Here is an 18,210-nt window from a genome sequence, read left to right on the forward strand (position 1 = left end):
ATAGGCTGCCGCTTTACGGATTGACGTGATTTTTATGCAACGCCGTCCTGTGGACCGTTTGTCATTGGTGGAAAATTTTTAGCAACAAAGAGGGCCCCGTTCACTAGTCATAAAGTTTTTAGACCAGTCAAGGAACCCGGAACGGTCTGGTTCGGTTATCGAGCATCCTGTCAAGCTCCGTTTGGAGATTACGACAATGCTTCGGTCCGGTTTCATCCTGAGTGTCGGTGGACCTGCAGCACTCCTGACGATGCTGGTGCATCCCATCCTGCAGCGCGAGGCCGACCTTCGGTCACCTCCCGGCGCCACTGTCACGCAGCATGCGCCCGCGACCGTCGCTCCGGCGATCTTCCTCGCTCCAATGGGGGCTACGAAGGCCGGGGGTACGACACTCCGTGTCTCGACAGCGCTCTCCGTCCAGCGTCGGGCTCCCGGAACGGCGTCCGATCAGAATTCGGCTCTGACCGACAAGCCGGTGATGAAACCGCGCCGGACGATGCGCGACGGCTGCGAGGGAGCGATCAGCTCGCTGGCAGGTCCCGAAGCGCGCCGCATGATCCCGGGGCGCTGCATCGCCTGAGGTGTCCCTGAGAGCCTGCTCGATCGGGTCTCTCAGCGGATACTCACGCCAAAGTAGACCTTCCCAACAGACGACCTCATCCTGAGGTGCCGAAGCGTAGCGGAGGCCTCGAATGAGCCCTCCAGTCGCAGAGCGATCCCTGGAAACCTCCTTCGAGGCCGCTGCGCGGCACTCAGGATGAGGTTACGCCTTGGACGAACAAGCCGAGTATTCTTTGGGTCGAGAGACCGAAGAAAAGCCCTTCGCTCTTCGCGGAGGGTTTTTTGCCGTCGACGGTCGCTTTCGCGAAACGGAACAGTTGGCCGAAGGGCGCCCGCAACGAAAAAGGCGCGCACCGGCAGACGGCACGCGCCTCATTTCGATATCGATCCGGGCTCTAGTCTTCGCCGTGACGCCCAGGGGTTGTCGACTGGCCACCTTTGCGACCGGCCGACGAGGCCAATTCGCGATCCTGGGAAAATGAACGCTTTTCCGCCGGAACGCTCCGCCCACCCTTGCTCGCGATCTCGCGTTGCCGCTCCAGATCCATCGATGCAAAACCTCGCTTTGAGGTAGAATTTCCTGATGCCATCAGCGCCTCCTCAGCATGTGGTTCTCGAACTGAACAACCTTCGCCAATATCGATGGTTCCTCGGCCAACCTTGCCGAAGACAAATGGCCGCTTCGGTCTGGTCGTGCACGGTCCATCACTGTCGTCATCTGCCTCGGCGAAGCCGGAAATTCGCTGCGGAATGCGGCCGGTCACTCCCATGGATCGGCGGCGGCGGACCGCTTCGGCGATCTCCGCGAGGGTGAGGCATGCGGGTGGATCGGGCGGGGCTGGACAATGGATGGGCAAACCGCATGGATGCGCGGGACGTAGAGGCGCCCGGCTCTGGGCGCCTGCGAGCGGAGCGCTCAGAATGGTCCACGCATCATGACCCTCGACACGGAGGTATCCTCACTGCGACAGGTGCCGTTGTTTCGCGGTGTCGAGCCGTCACGCCTGAAGCTGCTCGCCTTCACGAGCGAGCGCGTTCATTTCGAGGCCGGCCAGCAGCTCTTCGCCCGAGGCGACGTGGCGGACGCCGCCTACCTTCTTCTGGAAGGCTCGGCGGCGGTGACCATCGATGGAACGTTCGGCCCGTTCCGGCTGGCCCTTCTCGGGCCGAATGCCCTCGTCGGCGAGATGGGTATCCTGGCCGACCAGCCGCGCTCGGCCACCGTCCAGGCGGAGACCCCCATCACGGCGCTCCGCATCGATCGGACCGTCTTCCTCGAACTCCTGGCTCAGTTCCCGCAGATCAGCATCGCCGTCATGCGGGAGCTCGCGCTTCGGCTTGAGCATACGAACCAGCAGTTGGCGGAACGCCGCGCCTGAGCCGAAACCGTCACTCCGTCGGGTAGGTGATGAATTCCATCAACGACCCGTCCGGATCGCGGAAATAGACGCTGATCCCCGCGCCGGCAGCCCCATTGCGATCCACGGGGCCGAGCTCGACAGGGACGCCCTGCGCCGCCAGATGCGCCACCGCGTCGTCGATCGAACCCGACCAGCGGAAGCACAGATCGCTGCCGCCGGGCATCACCGGACGCTCGGCCAGGGGCGTCGGCGACAGCCCAGGACCATGGACGTTCAATTGAACGCCACCGAACCGGTACGCGACACCCTTCCCGCGGGGGATCACCTCGGCCCCGAGCACGTCGCGATAGAAAGCGGTGGACCGCTCCCAATCCGAGACATGGATCACGCAATGGTCGAGATGGATCGCCGGCCCGAGCTCGGCGAGGGGTTCCTCGATCTCCGCGACCGTGAGCGTCTCAGTATCGGCCATTGCGTCTGCGCCTCGGGTTCCGGCGGCTCGGCCGCGTCGAAGGGAGCATGCCCCGTGCGGACCGGCGGGGCAACGCAGGCCGCGCGGTGGCGCCAGTCGTGTAAACCTGAGATATACCACTAAATCTCAGGTTGCATGGCCCGTCGGCTTTTCCACATGATCGTCCTGCCGCGAATCGCTTGCGGCTCGAGAGGGGGCGGGGATCATGGCGTTCGCGATCAGTGCCAATCAGTTGCGCCGCGATGGCAAACCCGTCACCTCCCTACCATCGCCTTATACCGGCGGAGCACTTCCCTCACCGACGCGCTTTCTGGCGATGCATTTCACCTATGGAGCCAGCGCGAGATCCAGCGCCGAGTGGTTCCAAAGCAAGGACAATCCGGGTTCGTCGGCCCATCTCGTCATCGACCGCGATGGATCGGTCATTCAGTGCGTGCGCTTCGACAAGGTGGCGTGGCATGCCGGCAAATCGACATGGCGCGGCCTGTCCGGCCTGAACCACCATTCCATCGGCATCGAGCTCGCCAATTGGGGGCCACTCCATTTGGCTGGAGGCGAATGGAAGAGCCATACCGGTGTGACCATCGCCCATCCGCACATAGCGAAACACAAGAACGGCAACCCCAACGGAGAGAATTGCCCGATCGGTTGGGAGCCCTATCCCCCGGTTCAGTTCCAGGTGGCTGCCGAGATCGCGAGGCTGCTTGTAAAGACCTATGGCGTCGAGGAGATCGTCGGCCATGACGACATCAGCGCAGGGTGGAAATGGGATACCGGCCCGGCCTTCGACATGGCGCATTTCCGCAGCCTCGTCTTCGGGGGCCGGGCCGACAATGACGGTGTCGGCCTCACGGTCGATGTCGCCGAGGGCCTCAACCTGCGGACCGGACCCGGAACGACGTTTCCCGTGCTCCGGCTGCTTCCGGCCGGGACGCTGGTGGAGCCAATCGAGCGCGATGGCAGATGGCTCGGGGTGAGCGTGCTGAATGCGCAAGGTCAGCCGAGCCAGACGGGCTGGGTCCATGACCACTACCTCTCGTAAATCCGGCCGGACGGGCATGTTCCCTGCTGCTGCGACGTGAAAGACACAACATCAGAGGCCACCGGACGGTAGTCATGAGGGCAATGATCCGCCCGACGACCACTTTCGTGGAGCCCTCCATGCATATCCGCCGCGTCCTTCTCAGCCTGCTCGTCATCGCTCCATTGGCCGCGTGCAATTCCCGTGGCCCGATGACGGTGGCGCAGGATGACGAGGCCGCCTGGTATACGGGCTCGATGCCGGACAAGCCCTACGACGTCCCGCTGGTGGACACGTCGCGGCTCGATCCGAAATATCGTCGGCAGGTCGTGCGCTACACCGGCGCGGAGAAGCCGGGCACCATCGTCGTCGACATCGACAATCGCCAGCTCGCCCTGGTGCAGGAGGACGGCACGGCCCGTCAGTACGGCATCGGCGTCGGCAAGCTCGGCTTCTCCTGGAAGGGCGAGGCGAAGGTCGGCCGCAAGGGCGTGTGGCCGGATTGGAGCCCCACCACCACGATGGTCTCCCTCAACCCCGATCTGCCGCGGACCCGCAAGGGCGGCGTCGACAACCCGCTGGGCGCCCGCGCGCTCTACCTCTACCAGAACAACCGGGACATCCTGTTCCGCATCCACGGCACCAACGAGCCGTGGAGCATCGGCGAGCAGATGTCGTCCGGCTGTGTCCGCATGCTGAACGAAGACATCGTCGACCTGTTCGAGCGCGTTCCCGTCGGCACGCGGGTGCTGGTGCGGCGCAACGGCAAATATCGGGTCTGAGGGCGGATCGGGTCCGGGCACGGGGCCGAGACAACGTCATCCGTGAGTGACGGCAACGCCGACATCGGCCCGCGATCCTCGGGCGAGGTTCGCCAGGACCGATGATTGCGCGCTATCAGGCAGAACCGCCGGGTGCCCTCTCGTCGGGGTGACACGCCCTGCATGATGCATATTTGTTACACCGCCGTATGACAAATTTCGTCTCTCGTTACACGCAACGGGCCTCGAACGGCCGTTCATCTTGCGTTGCAGCATGCAATGGTCCAACGCGGCATCTAGGGGTATGCTATCCCGAAGTGTTGCAAGCGGATCAATGACGATGGCGAAGTGGGTCTACTCGTTCGGCGACGGCAAGGCGGAGGGTCAATCCTCCATGCGCAACCTCCTCGGAGGTAAGGGCGCGAACCTTGCCGAGATGTCCAATCTCGGACTCCCAGTCCCTCCGGGCTTCACCATCACCACCGAAGTCTGCACCTGGTACTACGACAACGGTCGCCAATACCCGGCCGAGCTGAAGGCCGAGGTCCAGGCCGCCCTCGATGCGGTGGGTGCGCTCACCGGGCGCGGCTTCGGCGATCCCAAGAACCCGCTCCTCGTCTCCGTCCGTTCCGGTGCCCGCGCCTCCATGCCGGGCATGATGGACACGGTGCTGAACCTCGGCCTGAACGACACCACCGTCGAAGCCCTGGCCGAGGGCGCCGGCGATCCGCGCTTCGCCTACGATTCCTATCGCCGCTTCATCACCATGTACTCGAACGTGGTCCTCGACGTGGAGCACCACGCCTTCGAGGAAGCGCTGGAGCATTACAAGGAGACCAAGGGCTTCAACCTCGACACCGAACTCGGTGCCGAGGACTGGAAGCACATGATCGGTCTCTACAAGAAGATCGTCCGCGACGAGCACGGCTCGGACTTCCCGCAGGACGCGGAAGACCAGCTCTGGGGCGCCATCGGCGCGGTGTTCAGTTCCTGGATGATCCCGCGCGCCAAGAAGTACCGCGAGCTCAACGGCATCCCAGAGAGCTGGGGCACGGCGGTCAACGTCCAGGCCATGGTGTTCGGCAACATGGGCGACACCTCGGCCACCGGCGTCGCCTTCACCCGCAACCCCTCCACCGGCGAGAGGGCGCTCTACGGCGAGTTCCTCATCAACGCCCAGGGCGAAGACGTGGTGGCGGGTATCCGCACGCCGCAGGACATCACCGAGAAGGCGCGGATCGAGGCCAAGTCCGACAAGCCGTCGATGGAGCGGGCGATGCCCGAATCCTATGCCGAACTGGTGCGGATCTATGGGCTGCTCGAGACCCATTACCGCGACATGCAGGACATGGAGTTCACCATCGAGAGCGGAAAGCTCTGGATGCTCCAGACCCGCAACGGCAAGCGCACCGCCAAGGCGGCCCTGCGCATCGCCGTGGATCTCGCCGCCGAAGGCCTGATCACCGAGGAGGAGGCGATCGGCCGGGTCGAGCCCGCCGCCCTCGACCAGCTCCTCCACCCCACCATCGACCCGAAAGCCGAGCGCAAGATCATCGCCTCCGGCCTGCCGGCATCCCCGGGTGCGGCCACCGGCGAGATCGTGTTCAACTCCGAGGATGCCGAGGCCGCCCGCAAGGCCGAGCGCAAGTGTATTCTCGTGCGGATCGAGACCAGCCCCGAGGACATCCACGGGATGCACGCCTCCGAGGGCATCCTCACTACGCGCGGCGGCATGACCTCCCACGCCGCCGTGGTCGCCCGCGGCATGGGCAAGCCCTGCGTCTCGGGCGTGGGCACGATCCGCGTCGACTACAAGGCCGGTACCCTCACGGTAGCGGGCACGACGCTGAAGGCCGGCGACAAGATCACCATCGACGGCTCCACCGGCCAGGTCCTCCTCGGCGAAGTGAAGATGCTCGAGCCGTCGCTCTCCGGTGAATTCGCGACCCTGATGGGCTGGGCCGACAAGGTTCGCACCATGAAGGTGCGCACGAATGCCGACACGCCCACCGATGCCCGCGCCGCCCGCAACTTCGGCGCGGAAGGCATCGGCCTGTGCCGCACCGAACACATGTTCTTCGAAGGGGACCGGATCGTCGCCGTCCGCGAGATGATCCTCGCCGACGACGTCGAGGGCCGCCGCTCGGCCCTGGCCAAGATCCTGCCCTATCAGCGCCAGGACTTCGTCGAGCTGTTCACGATCATGTCCGGCCTGCCGGTGACGATCCGCCTGCTCGATCCGCCGCTGCACGAGTTCCTGCCGCATACCGATGCGGAAGTTCAGGATGTGGCCAAGAGCACCGGCGTGTCCGAGGAGAAGCTCCGCCGCCGGATGACCGAGCTGCACGAGTTCAACCCGATGCTCGGCTTCCGCGGCTGCCGCCTCGCCATCGCCTTCCCGGAGATCGCCGAGATGCAGGCCCGCGCCATCTTCGAGGCCGCCGTCCAGGCCGCCAAGGAGACGGATGCCCCCGTCACCGCCGAGATCATGGTTCCGCTGGTCTTCACCCAGATGGAGTTCGACATCGTCAAGGCGCGCATCGACGCCATGGCGAAGGCCGTCACCGAGGAGACCGGCGCGGCGCTGTCCTACCAGGTTGGCACCATGATCGAGTTGCCGCGCGCGGCCCTTCGCGCCGGGGACATCGCCAAGACCGCCGAGTTCTTCTCCTTCGGCACCAACGACCTGACGCAGACCGCGCTCGGCATCTCGCGCGACGACGCCGCGACGTTCCTCGGGGCCTATACCCAGAAGGGCATCCTATCGGCCGATCCGTTCATCTCGATCGATCAGGAAGGCGTGGGCGAACTGGTCCGCATCGGCGTCGAGCGGGGCAGGGCGGTCCGCCCCGACATCAAGCTCGGCATCTGCGGCGAGCATGGCGGCGATCCGGCCTCGATCCATTTCTGCCAGGAAGTCGGCCTCGATTACGTGTCGTGCTCCCCCTACCGCGTGCCGATCGCGCGTCTCGCCGCCGCTCAGGCTGCGCTCGCGATGCGGGACAAGACCGGCGCCTGAGTGCCGGACCTTGAGACTTTGAAGACCGGAAAGGGCGGCCGATGGCCGCCCTTTTTCGTGGCGCTGCGCCATTGGAAATTTCGTTGAATAAATCTCCGAATACCCCTTGAACCGATGTCGCTTCGGCACGTTGAGTGCTAGTGCCAGACCAAAGCGCGACGACGCTCCCGGCTGGGTGGGATGGCATTGAACGCGCGGGAACGCCGACCATGAGCGACTCGAGCCAACCCCCTGTATTCCTCTCCGAAACCTCGCATGCCGTGCCCGTGCCACGGGTCGTCCAGCAGGCCTATATCTGGGTCGTCTCGGCGCTCGGCGGTGTCGCGACCATCGCTCTTCTCGTCTTCGCGGTCGCGACGCAGAGCAGTGCCGATGCGGAGCGCATTACCGAGAGCAAGGGACGCTCCAGCGTCAATGCGCTCGTGGGCGCCCTCGCGGTGACACACGGTCGCCCCGGAAACCTCTGATCGCTCTGCAATACGTCCGAACAACTTCACGACGACCGTCCGAGGTCTTCGCGAGACGCGATCACGTTCATCGTCTTAAGACACTCGCAACCATAACGCCCGATAGTTTGGATCATCCCTTCTGGTCACCCCTGCGCGTGACCAGCGAGGCCAGGTCCGTAACCGGGTTGTTTGGTCGTGAGTACGAAACGCGTTCGCCGCCCCTGCCAAAAGCCCTGGTTTCGCGCCTCCATGGTGCCGTGGACCCTCGCCCTCGGCTTCGTTGTCTCCTTCACGGCAAGCGCCGGAACCGACCCGTCCGCCTCCGGCCTCACGGGGCAGGGCGGAGCGAGGATCGCCTTGCGGCTGCCTCATGATACGCCGGGGGTTCGTCGCCGCGTCGATGCGAAGGCGACGGAACGGCTCTATCCGAACCATGAGGCAGGTGCCGGCTTGGACATGAAGGCGCCCGTCGTGAGGGTCGGCCTGTCGAGCGCCGATACAGGCCTTCTCGTCCCCGGCTCCGCGATCTGGTCGCCCGACCTCGAACCGGCTTCGGGTTTCACCCCCCCGCACGAGATGGCCGCCGAGGAAGAGACCGATGAACCGTCGGACGGCGCCACGCCGGCCATTCCCCGCGCCATCGCCTTGTCGTCCACGACACCGGCCCCGGCGGATGCCACGCCCATCGAAGTCGCGGCGGCCAGCCTGTTGATTCCCGGCTTTTCGCCGCGAAAGGATCTCGGCTCCGGCATCACCGAGACCGTCCCCGAGGACGCCCGGCACCGCTATGCCGACCTGATCGTCCCCGATTCCATCGACCGCGAGCAACGCTGCCTCGCCGAAGCGGTCTATTTCGAAGCCCGGAGCGAGCCCGAGGACGGCCAGGCGGCCGTCGCCCAAGTCGTGCTCAACCGCGTGAAAAGCGGGCTCTACCCGTCGAATGTCTGCGGCGTCGTCTACCAGAACCGCCATCGCTACATGGGCTGCCAGTTCTCCTTCGCCTGCGAGGGCAAGTCCCTGCGCATCACCGACGGCCCCTCCTGGCAGAGCGCCACCCGCATCGCCAGCGCGGTGATCGAAGGCCGCACCTATCTCAGCGAGGTCGGAGGCGCCACGCATTACCATGCCGATTACGTAAAGCCGGGCTGGTCCCGGCGCCTGCAGAAGATGGACGTGATCGGACGTCATATCTTCTACCAGCTGAAGCGCGGCCAGACCTGAGACCGGTTTAACGACCCGTGAATCGAACGAAAGCGCTTTACTTAAGCAGGATGAAGATTGCGTAGTGTTAAGCCAAGGTTAATTTTACCCTGATCTGCGATAGAGCTTGCTCCGAGCGCAACTTGACCGCCTCTAATGCGTCGAAGGCTGCGCACCAACGCTGGGTGCGCGCCCATCACACCGCATTTCAGTGTCGAGGATTCGAGCATGACCGCGCCGGTCACCCATTTCACGCTGTCCGCCTCCGCCCTCGCCGGCGCCCTTCTCGGTGCCTCGATCCTCGCGACATCGGCTCAGGCCGGGGGCTGCGGCGGGGCCGAATGCTACCGGCATGTCACGACCCCTCCGGTCTACGACACCGTGTCCGAGCGCGTCCTCGTCCGCCCCGCCCGCACCGTCTACCGCTCGCTTCCTCCGGTCTACGAGACCGTCTCCGAACAGGTTCAGGTCTCGCCCGGCGGTCGCGTCTGGCAGACGCGGCGTGATGCCTATGGCGAGATGATCGGCTGCTGGGTCGAGATTCCGCCGCGCTTCGCCGTCCGTCACCGCCGCATCTTGGCCCAGCCCGGCCAGACCATCCCGGAGACGATTCCCGCCGAATACGCCAGCGTCCAGCGCTCCGTCCTGGTCTCGCGCGGCCGGTCCGGCTGGGTGCCGGCCCATTCCGGCCCCGGTTACGCCAGCGCCGGTTATGTCGGCCCCGGTTACGCCGGCTCCCACCGTGCTCCGGTCATCGGCTCGATCCCCGATGCCTTCGGCATCACCGGCGCCAGTTCGGCCGATATCGGGGTCGGCCTCGGCTTCTCCACCGGCAGCATCTACGACGGCTACTGATCGACCGCGAGGCGACGCCTTCCCGGCCCCGGGCGAATCCGCGCTCGGGGCCGGCTTGATTCACGCCCGCCCCGCCACAGGTCATCACCGAGACGTGAGGAGACCGACGGACATGGCGACGTTCAAGGCATGGGTGGTCGAGAAGGACGAGGCGGGCCAGAATCTTCGCTTCACCGATTTCGACGAAGCGAACCTGATGGACGGCGACGTCACCGTCCGGGTCACGCATTCGACCCTGAATTACAAGGACGGACTGGCGATGACCGGGCGCTCGCCCGTGGTGCGCCGCTTCCCGATGATCCCCGGCATCGACTTCTCCGGCGTGGTGGAGAGCTCCGAACATCCGGACTACGAGCCCGGCGATGCGGTGGTGCTCACCGGCTGGGGCGTGGGTGAGAGCCATCTCGGCGCCTATGCCGAGCGCGCGCGGGTGAAGGGCGATTGGCTCGTTCCGTTGCCGGACGGCTTGAAACCCGAAGAGGCGATGGCGGTCGGCACCGCCGGCTACACCGCCATGCTCTCTGTCATGGCGCTCGATGCCCATGGCATCAAACCCTCCGATGGACCTGCCATCGTCACCGGCGCCTCCGGCGGTGTCGGATCGGTGGCGGTGGCGCTTCTGGCGAGAGCCGGGTGGCACGTCATCGCCGTCACCGGCCGCGCCGGCGAAGCGGATTACCTCACATCCCTCGGCGCCTCCGAGATCCTGGACCGGGCCGAACTCGCCAATCCCGGCAAGCCCCTGGCGAAGGAGCGCTGGGCGGCCGGGATCGACGCGGTGGGCTCGACGACCCTCGCCAATCTCCTCGCCGCCACCAAGGCCGACGGGGCCATCGCGGCCTGTGGATTGGCCGGCGGCATGGACCTGCCGACAACTGTGGCCCCCTTCATCCTGCGCGGCGTCAGCCTGTTCGGCATCAACAGCGTCACCACCCCCCTGCCCAAGCGCCGGCAAGCCTGGGCGAGGATCGCGAGGGAGCTCGACCAGGACCTCCTCGCCAGGATGACGAGCACCGTGCCTCTCGCGCAAGTCGGGGCGCTCGCCGAAGACATCCTCGCGGGACGGATTCGTGGCCGCACCGTCGTCACCATCGGCTGAGGGCAAGCGGAACCGTTTCGATCGCGATGCATTGCCGTTTCCATGAGCAGTGCATTCGTCAAAGAGCGTGAGGGCGGCGAGGCCTTCGAGGATCTTCCCGATCGTCCGATCTCGCCTCACACCAATTTCGTCACCCCCCAGGGGTTCGCCCAGATGGAGGCGGAGGTGGCGCGGCTGCAGTCGGAGTTCTCCGCGCTGACGCCGGGGGCCAAGGCCGATGAGGCCCGTGTCACCCGCGACCTCGCCTACTGGACGGCCCGGCTCGGCTCGGCCGAACTGGTGGAGCCCATGAGCGGAGACACCGTGCATTTCGGCTCCACCGTCACGATCGTCAAAGAAGACGACACCAGGCAGACGTTCCGCATCGTCGGCGAGGACGAGGCCGATCCCGCAAAGGGATCGATCTCCTACGTCTCGCCCATGGCCAAGGCGCTCACCGGCAAAAGCGTGGGCGACAGCGTCGAAGTGAATGGGCACGAGGTCGAGATCGAGTCGATCGACTGAACGGCGGGCAGCCGGATTTTCTCCGGCGACTTCTCTGAACCTAGTCGCCTCGCGCCGAGCGTGACGGCTTTCCGCGTTCGGCCAGATTTCGTCCCGTGAACGCCCGCGCTTTTCACGCGCTGCGACGGAGTCCGGTGGGCCTCAGGCTGCTTTCGTGGCCCATGGCCCTTTCACGCGCCCTGCGCGGACCGATATACCGCCAAGCTTGGAGCCGCGGCGCGGCTCCCATCGATGGAGTGAGCAGGATGGCGAAGGTACTGGTTCTCTACTACTCGTCCTGGGGACATGTTGAGCAGATGGCGAACGCCGTCGCAGAGGGTGCGCGAGAGGCCGGGGCCGAGGTCAGCGTCAAGCGCGTGCCGGAACTCGTCCCCGACGATGTCGCCAAACAGTTTCACTACAAGCTCGACCAGCAGGCGCCCATCGCCACCGTGGACGAGCTGGCCGATTACGACGCGATCATCTTCGGTACGCCCACACGCTACGGGAACATGGCCGCCCAGATGAAGCAGTTCATCGACCAGACCGGTGGTCTCTGGGCGCAGGGCAAGCTGATCGGCAAGGTCGGCTCGGTCTTCACCTCCACCGCCTCCCAGCATGGCGGTCAGGAGACGACCATCACGAGCTTCCACACCGTGCTCTTCCATCACGGCATGGTCGTCGTCGGGCTGCCCTACGCCTTCGCCGGGCAGAACGGTGTCGAGCAGGTGAAGGGTGGCACGCCCTATGGCGCATCCACGATCGCCGATGGCGACGGGAGCCGCCAGCCGGTCGGCATCGAACTCGACGGCGCCCGCTTCCAGGGCAGGCACGTGGCCGGCATCGCCGCCAAGCTCGCCGGCTGATCGAGCGTCGGCGCATGACAAGCCCCGCGCATCGCGCGGGGCTTTCGACGTCGAGAAGTGCCGAAGCGACCAAGAAAAAAGGCTCGGATAAATCCGAGCCTTGAGGGGGAGAAGGTCATTGGGGGCTGAACCGACCTTCGTGACTGTGAAACGTGCTCGTCGTGGATGAGTTCCGCGGTTTGCAGAAAAAAATTCAGCGGGGTGCCGCGGCTCGGCGCAGCCTGTCGTTGATCGCTTCTCCGAGCCCCGTCCGAGGGATCGGAGCGACGGCGATGGTCCCGGTTCCCACCTCGTCGAGCCGGCGCAGCGACGAGAACAGGGCGGCGGCAGCCTCTCGCAGGTCTCCTGCCGCGCTCAGGTTCAGGCGCGCTGTCGCCGCTTCCGCTCCGGGCGGGTCCACGGGGCCGAAGAGCAGGACCGCCTCGTGCGGTTCGACCCGCGATGCGTCCAGCCGCACGGCGGCCCTCGGCGCGTAATGGGACGCGAGAAGACCGGGGCCGATCGGCGCCTCGGCGGATTCGTGACCGGCATCGAGGGCAAATCCCAGGATCGCCTCGACCGCCTCCCGCGTCACGCCGCCGGGACGCAACAGGCGCGCGCGACCGTCGAGACAGGCGACGACCGTGGATTCCAAGCCGACCGGGGTACTCCCGCCATTGAGGATTGCGGCGATGCGGCCGTCGAGATCGGCGAGGACGTGCTCGGCACGGGTCGGGCTCACACGGCCCGAGCGATTGGCGGAGGGCGCCGCCACCGGCCGTCCGACTTTTTCGAGCAGGGACAGGGCGACGGGATTGGCCGGGACGCGCAGGGCCACGCTGGGGAGACCGGCGCGGGCGAGGTCGCTCACGGTCCCGCCCGACGCCGCCGGGACGACCAGTGTCAGCGGGCCGGGCCAGAACGCCTCTGCGAGACGTAAGGCCAGACCGTCGAACACGCCCTCGCGCCGGGCTGCATCGAGACCGGGCAGATGGGCGATCAACGGGTTGAAGCTCGGCCGCTCCTTGGCCGCATAGATGCGCGCGACGGCCTCGGCGTCGGAGGCATCGGCGCCGAGCCCGTAGACCGTCTCGGTGGGAAACGCGACGAGCCCGCCGCTCCGCAGAAGCCGCGCGGAGCACTCGATCCCGGCCTCGTCGATGTCCAGCCTCAGCGTTTCACCGGGGATTGACCCGAGATCGTTCATATCTAAACTATTCCCTGCCTGAAGGGCGTCGGGCTCGGTGCCGCATCGTCGACGGGGACTGCCTATCCCCGTGAACCCGTCTTGCCTATGCCTGGGAGCACATGGCGCGACGGGCCGTATCGCCGGGTCGGCGCGCGCGTCAAACTCAGGTGAAGCGTCGCTCAAGACGACGCGGGAGGACCATCCATGACCTATCGCACGCCAGTCGCCGAAATCAGCTTCGCCCTGCGCCACGTGGCCGGGCTCGATGCCGCCATCGCCTCGGGAGCCCATGGCGACCTGACGATGGAGGATGCGGACGCGATCCTTCAGGAGGCGGGCCGGGTGGCGGATGCGGTGATCGCGCCGCTCAACCCGGTGGGGGACCGCCAGGGTGCCCGCCTCGCCGACGGCGCCGTGACCACGTCGCCGGGCTGGCGCGAGGCCTATCGCACCTGGATCGAGGGCGGATGGAACGGGCTCAGCGCCGAGGCCGATCACGGCGGCCAGGGCCTGCCCCTCCTGCTGAATGCGGCCTGCAGCGAGATGTGGAATGCCGGCAGCATCAGCTTCGCCCTGTGTCCGCTCCTCACCGCCGGCGGGATCGAGGCGCTGGCCAAGCACGGCTCCGACGATCTCAAGGAGCGCTATCTCGGAAAACTCATCTCCGGTGAATGGACCGCCACGATGAACCTCACCGAGCCCCAGGCGGGGTCGGATCTGTCGCTGCTGCGCAGCCGGGCGGAGCCCGCCGGCGACGGGACCTACCGGATCGTCGGCTCGAAGATCTACATCACCTATGGCGAGCACGACCTGACCGACAACATCGTCCACCTCGTCCTCGCCCGTCTGAAGGACGCGCCCGCCGGTACGCGCGGCATCTCCCTGTTCCTGGTGCCGAAGTTCCTCCCCGACAGCAGCCGCAACGACCTGCGCTGCTCCGGCCTGGAGCACAAACTCGGCATCCACGGCTCGCCCACCTGCTCCATGGCCTTCGGCGACAACGGCGGCGCCACGGGCTGGCTCATCGGCGAGGAGAACCGGGGCCTCGCCTGTATGTTCACGATGATGAACTCGGCCCGGCTCAATGTCGGGCTGCAGGGTGTGGGCGTCGCCGAGCGCTCCTACCAGCAGGCGCTGGCCTATGCCCGCGACCGGCGCCAGGGCAAGGCGGCGGGCTCGTCCGATCCCGTCAGCCCCATCGTCGACCATGCCGACGTGCAGCGCATGCTGCTGACGATGAAGGCCTATACGGCGGCCGCGCGGGGCATCTGCTACCTCACGGCGCAAGCTCTCGACGCGGCGCGCGGGGCCGAGGGCAAGGCCGGGCTCGACCGGGCGTCGCTGCTGACCCCCGTGGCCAAGGCCTTCTCCACCGACATCGCCAACGAGGTGACGTCGCTGGGCGTCCAGGTCCATGGCGGCATGGGCTTCGTGGAGGAGACGGGAGCCGCGCAGCACATGCGCGACGCCCGCATCCTCGCCATCTACGAGGGCACCAACGGCATCCAGGCCATCGACCTCGTGGCGCGCAAGCTGCCGCTGAATGGCGGGGCGACCGTGCGGGCGCAGCTGGCCTCCATGCGTCGCGTGGCAGAGGCCGTGCAGAAGGATGCGACACCGGCCTTCGGCCATCTCGGGCCGCGCCTCCGCGCCGGGATCGAAAGCCTCGACCGGGCGACGAGCTACCTCCTCAAGGCGCTGGCCTCCAACCGGCCGGAGGAGGCCCAAGCCGGCGCGACGCCGTATCTGCGCCTGTTCGGCCTCGCGCAGGGCGCGACCTGCCTCGCCCTTGCGGCTTTGGCCTCGAATGCCGCCCTCAAGACCGGCGAGACCGATCCCGCCCACGGCGCCCGCATCGCGCTGGCGCGGTTCTTCGCCGAGAACCTCCTCACGGCGGCGGGCGGGCTGGAACAGAGCGTCGTCGACGGCGGCGGTTTCACGCAGGACGGTATGCTGGCTTTGGCGGGGTGAGCACGAAGACTCTCCCCCCAACGGATCCAGTGCTTGTCCGTGGTTTTCATCCCAGGCGCCCAACTCGGGACGGCCCGACTTGGGGTTAGAGGGAGCAACTGGAGATGAAAGGGGAGGATGCATCAAGCGGAGCGACGGGTACGCATCCCCTCGCCCCGCCTGCGGGGAGAGGGCCGCGACGACCTTGTCGTCGACGCGGCGAGGCGGCAGCCGACGGTGAGGGGGTGGACCCGAAGGAGTCTCATCCGGAATCGCCCCCTCACCCTCGCTTCGGCTTCGCCTCTCGCTCATCGCGGACACGACAAGGTGCCCGCGATCCTCTCCCCGCACGCGGGGAGAGGGGGCTCCCTCCTCCGTTCGACGAAGCGGCCACATGCGATAGCTCTGCTGCAAAGGGGAGAGGGATCGCCGGAAAGCGAGAACACACATGACCGAGCACATCGCGATCCACGACAGACCGGACGGCGTCCGCCTGATCCGCCTCGACCGGCCGGAGAAGAAGAACGCGCTCACCGGCGCCATGTACGATGCCATGCGCGACGCGCTCGCTGAGGCGGATTCATCTGAGAGTATCGGCGCCATCGTCTTCGCCGGGGCGCCGGGCGCGTTCAGCGCCGGCAACGACCTCGCCGATTTCGTCGCCGGCGCGCGAAAACCCTTCACCGAGGCGCCGGCCCTTCACTTCATCCGCCAGCTCGCCCGGACGACGACACCGATGGTGGCGGCGGTGGACGGGATCGCGGTGGGGATCGGCACGACGCTGACGCTGCATTGCGACCTTGTCTATGCGAGCCCGGCCGCGCGGTTCCGGATGCCGTTCGTGGAACTCGGCCTCGTGCCGGAAGCGGCCTCGTCCTACCTGCTGCCGCGCCGGGTCGGGATCCTGAAGGCCACCGAACTCCTCCTTCTGTCGCAACCGTTCGATGCGGAGGAAGCCCTGCGCCTCGGCCTCGTCAACGCCATCGCGCCGAGCGACCTCCTGCTCGATCACGCCTTGGCCCAGGCGGCGCGCCTCGCCGCGCTTCCGCCCGGTGCCGTCGCCGCGACGCGCAGGCTCATTCGCGGCAATCAAGCCGAGGTCGAGGCGGCGCTCGAAGCGGAGGCCGTGGCCTTCGAAGCACGGCTGCGGGCGCCCGAGGCACAGGAGGCGTTCGCGCGCTTTCTCGGCAAGTCGAAAGCCTCATGAGCGGGCGCGCCGCCGTCCCGGATCTGAGCCGGACGATCTGCCTCGTCGCGGGCGCCTCACGGGGAGTCGGCCGGGGCATCGCCCGCGGGCTGGGAGAGGCCGGGGCCACGGTGATCGTCACGGCCCGGTCGAGCGAGACGGGGCCGCGCACCGAGGGCCGGCCAGAGACCATCGAGGACACCGCCCGCGAGGTCGATGCCGCCGGGGGCGAGGGCCACCACTACCTTTGCGACCACACCAGCGAGCGGGCGGTGGACGGCCTCGTCCATTGGGCGCTGCGTCGCTTCGGCCGGATCGACGTCGCGGTCTCGAGCGTCTGGGGCGGCAACGAAGGCTTCGACGGGGAGAGCTACGCCGACGGGATCGAATGGGGCACACCGTTCTGGCGTCGCTCCGCCGAGTCGTTCTCGCAGGTCTTCGAGACCGGCCCCTATCCGGCGCTGCTCCTCGCCAGAGCCGTCGCGCCGGCGATGGTCTCGGCCAAACGCGGCCTCATCGCCTTCGTCTCGTTCGACACCGAGACCGGCTACCTCGGCGACGTGTTCTACGATCTCGCCAAGGCCAGCACCAACCGGCTCGCCTTCGCCTGCGCCCGGGAGCTCGCCCCCCATGGGGTCACCGCGCTCGGCCTTTCGCCCGGCTTCGTCCTCACGGAGCGGGCGCGGGACAACGGCCATGCCGACCGGGCGACGGAGAGCCCGCTCTATGCGGGACGGGCGCTGGCGGCCCTCGCCGCCGATCCCGATGTCCAGGCCCGTGCCGGGCGCATCCTGCACGCGGGCGATCTCGCCGCCGAATACGGCTTCACCGACGCCGACGGCACGACGCCGCCGCGTTTTCAACTCGGATCGTGAGAAGACGGCCATGACGGATTCGAAGTCCCTGAAGGGCAAGACCCTCTTCATCACCGGCGCCTCGCGCGGCATCGGCCTCGCCATCGGTCTCCGCGCCGCCCGCGACGGGGCCAACGTCGCCATCGCCGCCAAGACCGACACGCCGCACCCGAAGCTCGACGGCACGATCCACACGGCGGCGGCCGCCATCGAGGCGGCGGGCGGGCGCGCCCTACCGCTCATCGTCGACGTGCGCGACGAGGAGGGCGTCGCCTCGGCCATCGCGCGGACCGCGGAGACCTTCGGCGGCATCGACATCGTGGTGAACAATGCGAGTGCGATCTCGCTCACCCGCACGCCGCAGACGGAGATGAAGCGCTTCGACCTGATGCACCAGATCAACACGCGCGGAACCTACATGGTCTCGAAACATGCGATCCCCTATCTGGAAAAGGCGCCAAACCCGCATATCCTGATGCTGTCGCCGCCCCTCGACATGGCGGAGAAGTGGTTCGCGCCGCATCTCGCCTACACCATGGCCAAGTTCGGCATGTCTCTCTGCGTCCTCGGCCTCGCGGGCGAATTGCGCAGGCAGGGCATCGCCGTGAACGCCCTGTGGCCGCGCACCACCATCGCCACGGCGGCGGTGCGCAACCTCCTCGGCGGCGAAGCGCTGATCCAGGCGAGCCGGACGCCGGAGATCGTCGCCGATGCGGCCCATGCCCTGTTCCTGAAACCGTCGCGCGAGGTCACCGGCCGCTTCCTCATCGACGACAGCTTCCTCGCCGAGCAAGGTGTCACGGACTTCACACAATACCGCGTCACACCCGGCATACCCCTTGCGCCGGACTTCTTCGTGCCGGATGCGAACACACCGCCTTCCGGGGCCCTCGCCTGAGACGTAA

General features: G+C 66.9%; 18 protein-coding genes. 15 read left to right on the forward strand and 3 right to left on the reverse strand.

Annotation, left to right across the window (positions count from 1 at the left end):
• Positions 1–196 precede the first annotated feature (196 nt).
• Positions 197–580, forward strand: a complete 384-nt coding sequence (locus ASF08_RS13370) for a hypothetical protein (protein WP_056146043.1) — start codon at positions 197–199, stop codon at positions 578–580.
• A gap of 376 nt (positions 581–956) precedes the next feature.
• Here ASF08_RS13370 and ASF08_RS26125 read toward each other — a convergent pair whose 3' ends face one another.
• A complete protein-coding gene (locus ASF08_RS26125; protein WP_027172650.1) occupies positions 957–1,151 on the reverse strand; it encodes a general stress protein in 195 nt (64 codons plus the stop codon).
• A 345-nt stretch (positions 1,152–1,496) separates the two neighbouring features.
• Between ASF08_RS26125 and ASF08_RS13375 the strand changes: the two genes are divergently transcribed.
• Positions 1,497–1,940, forward strand: coding sequence for a cyclic nucleotide-binding domain-containing protein (locus ASF08_RS13375; protein WP_018042425.1), 444 nt, complete (start codon positions 1,497–1,499; stop codon positions 1,938–1,940).
• 10 nt (positions 1,941–1,950) lie between these two features.
• Here ASF08_RS13375 and ASF08_RS13380 read toward each other — a convergent pair whose 3' ends face one another.
• A complete protein-coding gene (locus ASF08_RS13380) occupies positions 1,951–2,394 on the reverse strand; it encodes a VOC family protein (protein ID WP_018042426.1) in 444 nt (147 codons plus the stop codon).
• Between the two features lie 205 nt (positions 2,395–2,599).
• On the opposite strand from ASF08_RS13380, the gene ASF08_RS13385 reads away from it, so the two are divergent.
• The 9 genes from ASF08_RS13385 to wrbA all read left to right on the forward strand — a co-directional run bounded on the left by ASF08_RS13385 (position 2,600) and on the right by wrbA (position 12,147).
• Positions 2,600–3,436 carry an N-acetylmuramoyl-L-alanine amidase gene (locus ASF08_RS13385; RefSeq protein ID WP_056146047.1) on the forward strand — a complete coding sequence of 279 codons (837 nt, stop codon included), beginning with the start codon at positions 2,600–2,602 and terminating at the stop codon, positions 3,434–3,436.
• A 119-nt stretch (positions 3,437–3,555) separates the two neighbouring features.
• Positions 3,556–4,197, forward strand: coding sequence for a L,D-transpeptidase (locus ASF08_RS13390; protein WP_373321261.1), 642 nt, complete (start codon positions 3,556–3,558; stop codon positions 4,195–4,197).
• A gap of 319 nt (positions 4,198–4,516) precedes the next feature.
• Positions 4,517–7,195 (forward strand): pyruvate, phosphate dikinase, encoded by a 2,679-nt coding sequence (gene ppdK, locus ASF08_RS13395; RefSeq protein ID WP_056146558.1) that lies wholly within the window; start codon positions 4,517–4,519, stop codon positions 7,193–7,195.
• Positions 7,196–7,404: 209 nt separating this feature from the next.
• On the forward strand, positions 7,405–7,662 hold the full coding sequence (locus ASF08_RS13400) for a hypothetical protein (RefSeq protein ID WP_026175690.1): 258 nt from the start codon (positions 7,405–7,407) through the stop codon (positions 7,660–7,662).
• A gap of 177 nt (positions 7,663–7,839) precedes the next feature.
• Complete coding sequence (locus ASF08_RS13405; RefSeq protein WP_056146560.1) at positions 7,840–8,865, forward strand: cell wall hydrolase; 1,026 nt, start codon at positions 7,840–7,842, stop codon at positions 8,863–8,865.
• Between the two features lie 207 nt (positions 8,866–9,072).
• Positions 9,073–9,699 carry a hypothetical protein gene (locus ASF08_RS13410; protein ID WP_056146056.1) on the forward strand — a complete coding sequence of 209 codons (627 nt, stop codon included), beginning with the start codon at positions 9,073–9,075 and terminating at the stop codon, positions 9,697–9,699.
• Between the two features lie 112 nt (positions 9,700–9,811).
• On the forward strand, positions 9,812–10,798 hold the full coding sequence (gene acuI, locus ASF08_RS13415) for an acrylyl-CoA reductase (NADPH) (RefSeq protein WP_056146059.1): 987 nt from the start codon (positions 9,812–9,814) through the stop codon (positions 10,796–10,798).
• Positions 10,799–10,840: 42 nt separating this feature from the next.
• Positions 10,841–11,302, forward strand: a complete 462-nt coding sequence (gene greA / locus ASF08_RS13420; protein ID WP_056146061.1) for a transcription elongation factor GreA — start codon at positions 10,841–10,843, stop codon at positions 11,300–11,302.
• Positions 11,303–11,547: 245 nt separating this feature from the next.
• Positions 11,548–12,147, forward strand: coding sequence for an NAD(P)H:quinone oxidoreductase (gene wrbA, locus ASF08_RS13425; protein ID WP_056146063.1), 600 nt, complete (start codon positions 11,548–11,550; stop codon positions 12,145–12,147).
• 193 nt (positions 12,148–12,340) lie between these two features.
• On the opposite strand, the gene ASF08_RS13430 is transcribed toward wrbA, so the two are convergent.
• On the reverse strand, positions 12,341–13,333 hold the full coding sequence (locus ASF08_RS13430) for an L-threonylcarbamoyladenylate synthase (RefSeq protein WP_056146068.1): 993 nt from the start codon (positions 13,331–13,333) through the stop codon (positions 12,341–12,343).
• 186 nt (positions 13,334–13,519) lie between these two features.
• Between ASF08_RS13430 and ASF08_RS13435 the strand changes: the two genes are divergently transcribed.
• The 4 genes from ASF08_RS13435 (at position 13,520) to ASF08_RS13450 (ending at position 18,203) form a co-directional block, all read left to right on the forward strand.
• Positions 13,520–15,286 (forward strand): acyl-CoA dehydrogenase, encoded by a 1,767-nt coding sequence (locus ASF08_RS13435; protein ID WP_056146071.1) that lies wholly within the window; start codon positions 13,520–13,522, stop codon positions 15,284–15,286.
• A 427-nt stretch (positions 15,287–15,713) separates the two neighbouring features.
• Positions 15,714–16,472 carry an enoyl-CoA hydratase-related protein gene (locus ASF08_RS13440; RefSeq protein ID WP_056146075.1) on the forward strand — a complete coding sequence of 253 codons (759 nt, stop codon included), beginning with the start codon at positions 15,714–15,716 and terminating at the stop codon, positions 16,470–16,472.
• A complete protein-coding gene (locus tag ASF08_RS13445; protein ID WP_056146079.1) occupies positions 16,469–17,326 on the forward strand; it encodes an SDR family NAD(P)-dependent oxidoreductase in 858 nt (285 codons plus the stop codon). The genes ASF08_RS13440 and ASF08_RS13445 overlap by 4 nt, the downstream gene beginning before the upstream one ends.
• A gap of 10 nt (positions 17,327–17,336) precedes the next feature.
• Entirely contained in the window at positions 17,337–18,203 is an 867-nt protein-coding gene (locus ASF08_RS13450; RefSeq protein ID WP_056146081.1) for an SDR family oxidoreductase, read from the forward strand.
• The last annotated feature ends 7 nt before the right edge of the window (positions 18,204–18,210 follow it).

Source organism: Methylobacterium sp. Leaf85 (assembly GCF_001422125.1).
In the GTDB taxonomy this organism is placed as follows: domain Bacteria; phylum Pseudomonadota; class Alphaproteobacteria; order Rhizobiales; family Beijerinckiaceae; genus Methylobacterium; species Methylobacterium bullatum.

Excerpts from the sequence above, each read along its gene's own strand:
- ASF08_RS13450 (WP_056146081.1), top strand. The coding sequence starts at position 17,337 with ATGACGGATTCGAAGTCCCTGAAGGGCAAGACCCTCTTCATCACCGGC.
- ASF08_RS13390 (WP_373321261.1), top strand. The coding sequence starts at position 3,556 with ATGCATATCCGCCGCGTCCTTCTCAGCCTGCTCGTCATCGCTCCATTG.
- ASF08_RS13435 (WP_056146071.1), top strand. The coding sequence starts at position 13,520 with ATGACCTATCGCACGCCAGTCGCCGAAATCAGCTTCGCCCTGCGCCAC.
- wrbA (WP_056146063.1), top strand. The coding sequence starts at position 11,548 with ATGGCGAAGGTACTGGTTCTCTACTACTCGTCCTGGGGACATGTTGAG.
- ASF08_RS13440 (WP_056146075.1), top strand. The coding sequence starts at position 15,714 with ATGACCGAGCACATCGCGATCCACGACAGACCGGACGGCGTCCGCCTG.
- ASF08_RS13410 (WP_056146056.1), top strand. The coding sequence starts at position 9,073 with ATGACCGCGCCGGTCACCCATTTCACGCTGTCCGCCTCCGCCCTCGCC.
- ASF08_RS13430 (WP_056146068.1), bottom strand. The coding sequence starts at position 13,333 with ATGAACGATCTCGGGTCAATCCCCGGTGAAACGCTGAGGCTGGACATC.
- ASF08_RS13370 (WP_056146043.1), top strand. The coding sequence starts at position 197 with ATGCTTCGGTCCGGTTTCATCCTGAGTGTCGGTGGACCTGCAGCACTC.
- ASF08_RS13375 (WP_018042425.1), top strand. The coding sequence starts at position 1,497 with ATGACCCTCGACACGGAGGTATCCTCACTGCGACAGGTGCCGTTGTTT.
- ppdK (WP_056146558.1), top strand. The coding sequence starts at position 4,517 with ATGGCGAAGTGGGTCTACTCGTTCGGCGACGGCAAGGCGGAGGGTCAA.
- ASF08_RS13445 (WP_056146079.1), top strand. The coding sequence starts at position 16,469 with ATGAGCGGGCGCGCCGCCGTCCCGGATCTGAGCCGGACGATCTGCCTC.
- acuI (WP_056146059.1), top strand. The coding sequence starts at position 9,812 with ATGGCGACGTTCAAGGCATGGGTGGTCGAGAAGGACGAGGCGGGCCAG.
- ASF08_RS26125 (WP_027172650.1), bottom strand. The coding sequence starts at position 1,151 with ATGGCATCAGGAAATTCTACCTCAAAGCGAGGTTTTGCATCGATGGAT.
- greA (WP_056146061.1), top strand. The coding sequence starts at position 10,841 with ATGAGCAGTGCATTCGTCAAAGAGCGTGAGGGCGGCGAGGCCTTCGAG.
- ASF08_RS13385 (WP_056146047.1), top strand. The coding sequence starts at position 2,600 with ATGGCGTTCGCGATCAGTGCCAATCAGTTGCGCCGCGATGGCAAACCC.
- ASF08_RS13400 (WP_026175690.1), top strand. The coding sequence starts at position 7,405 with ATGAGCGACTCGAGCCAACCCCCTGTATTCCTCTCCGAAACCTCGCAT.
- ASF08_RS13380 (WP_018042426.1), bottom strand. The coding sequence starts at position 2,394 with ATGGCCGATACTGAGACGCTCACGGTCGCGGAGATCGAGGAACCCCTC.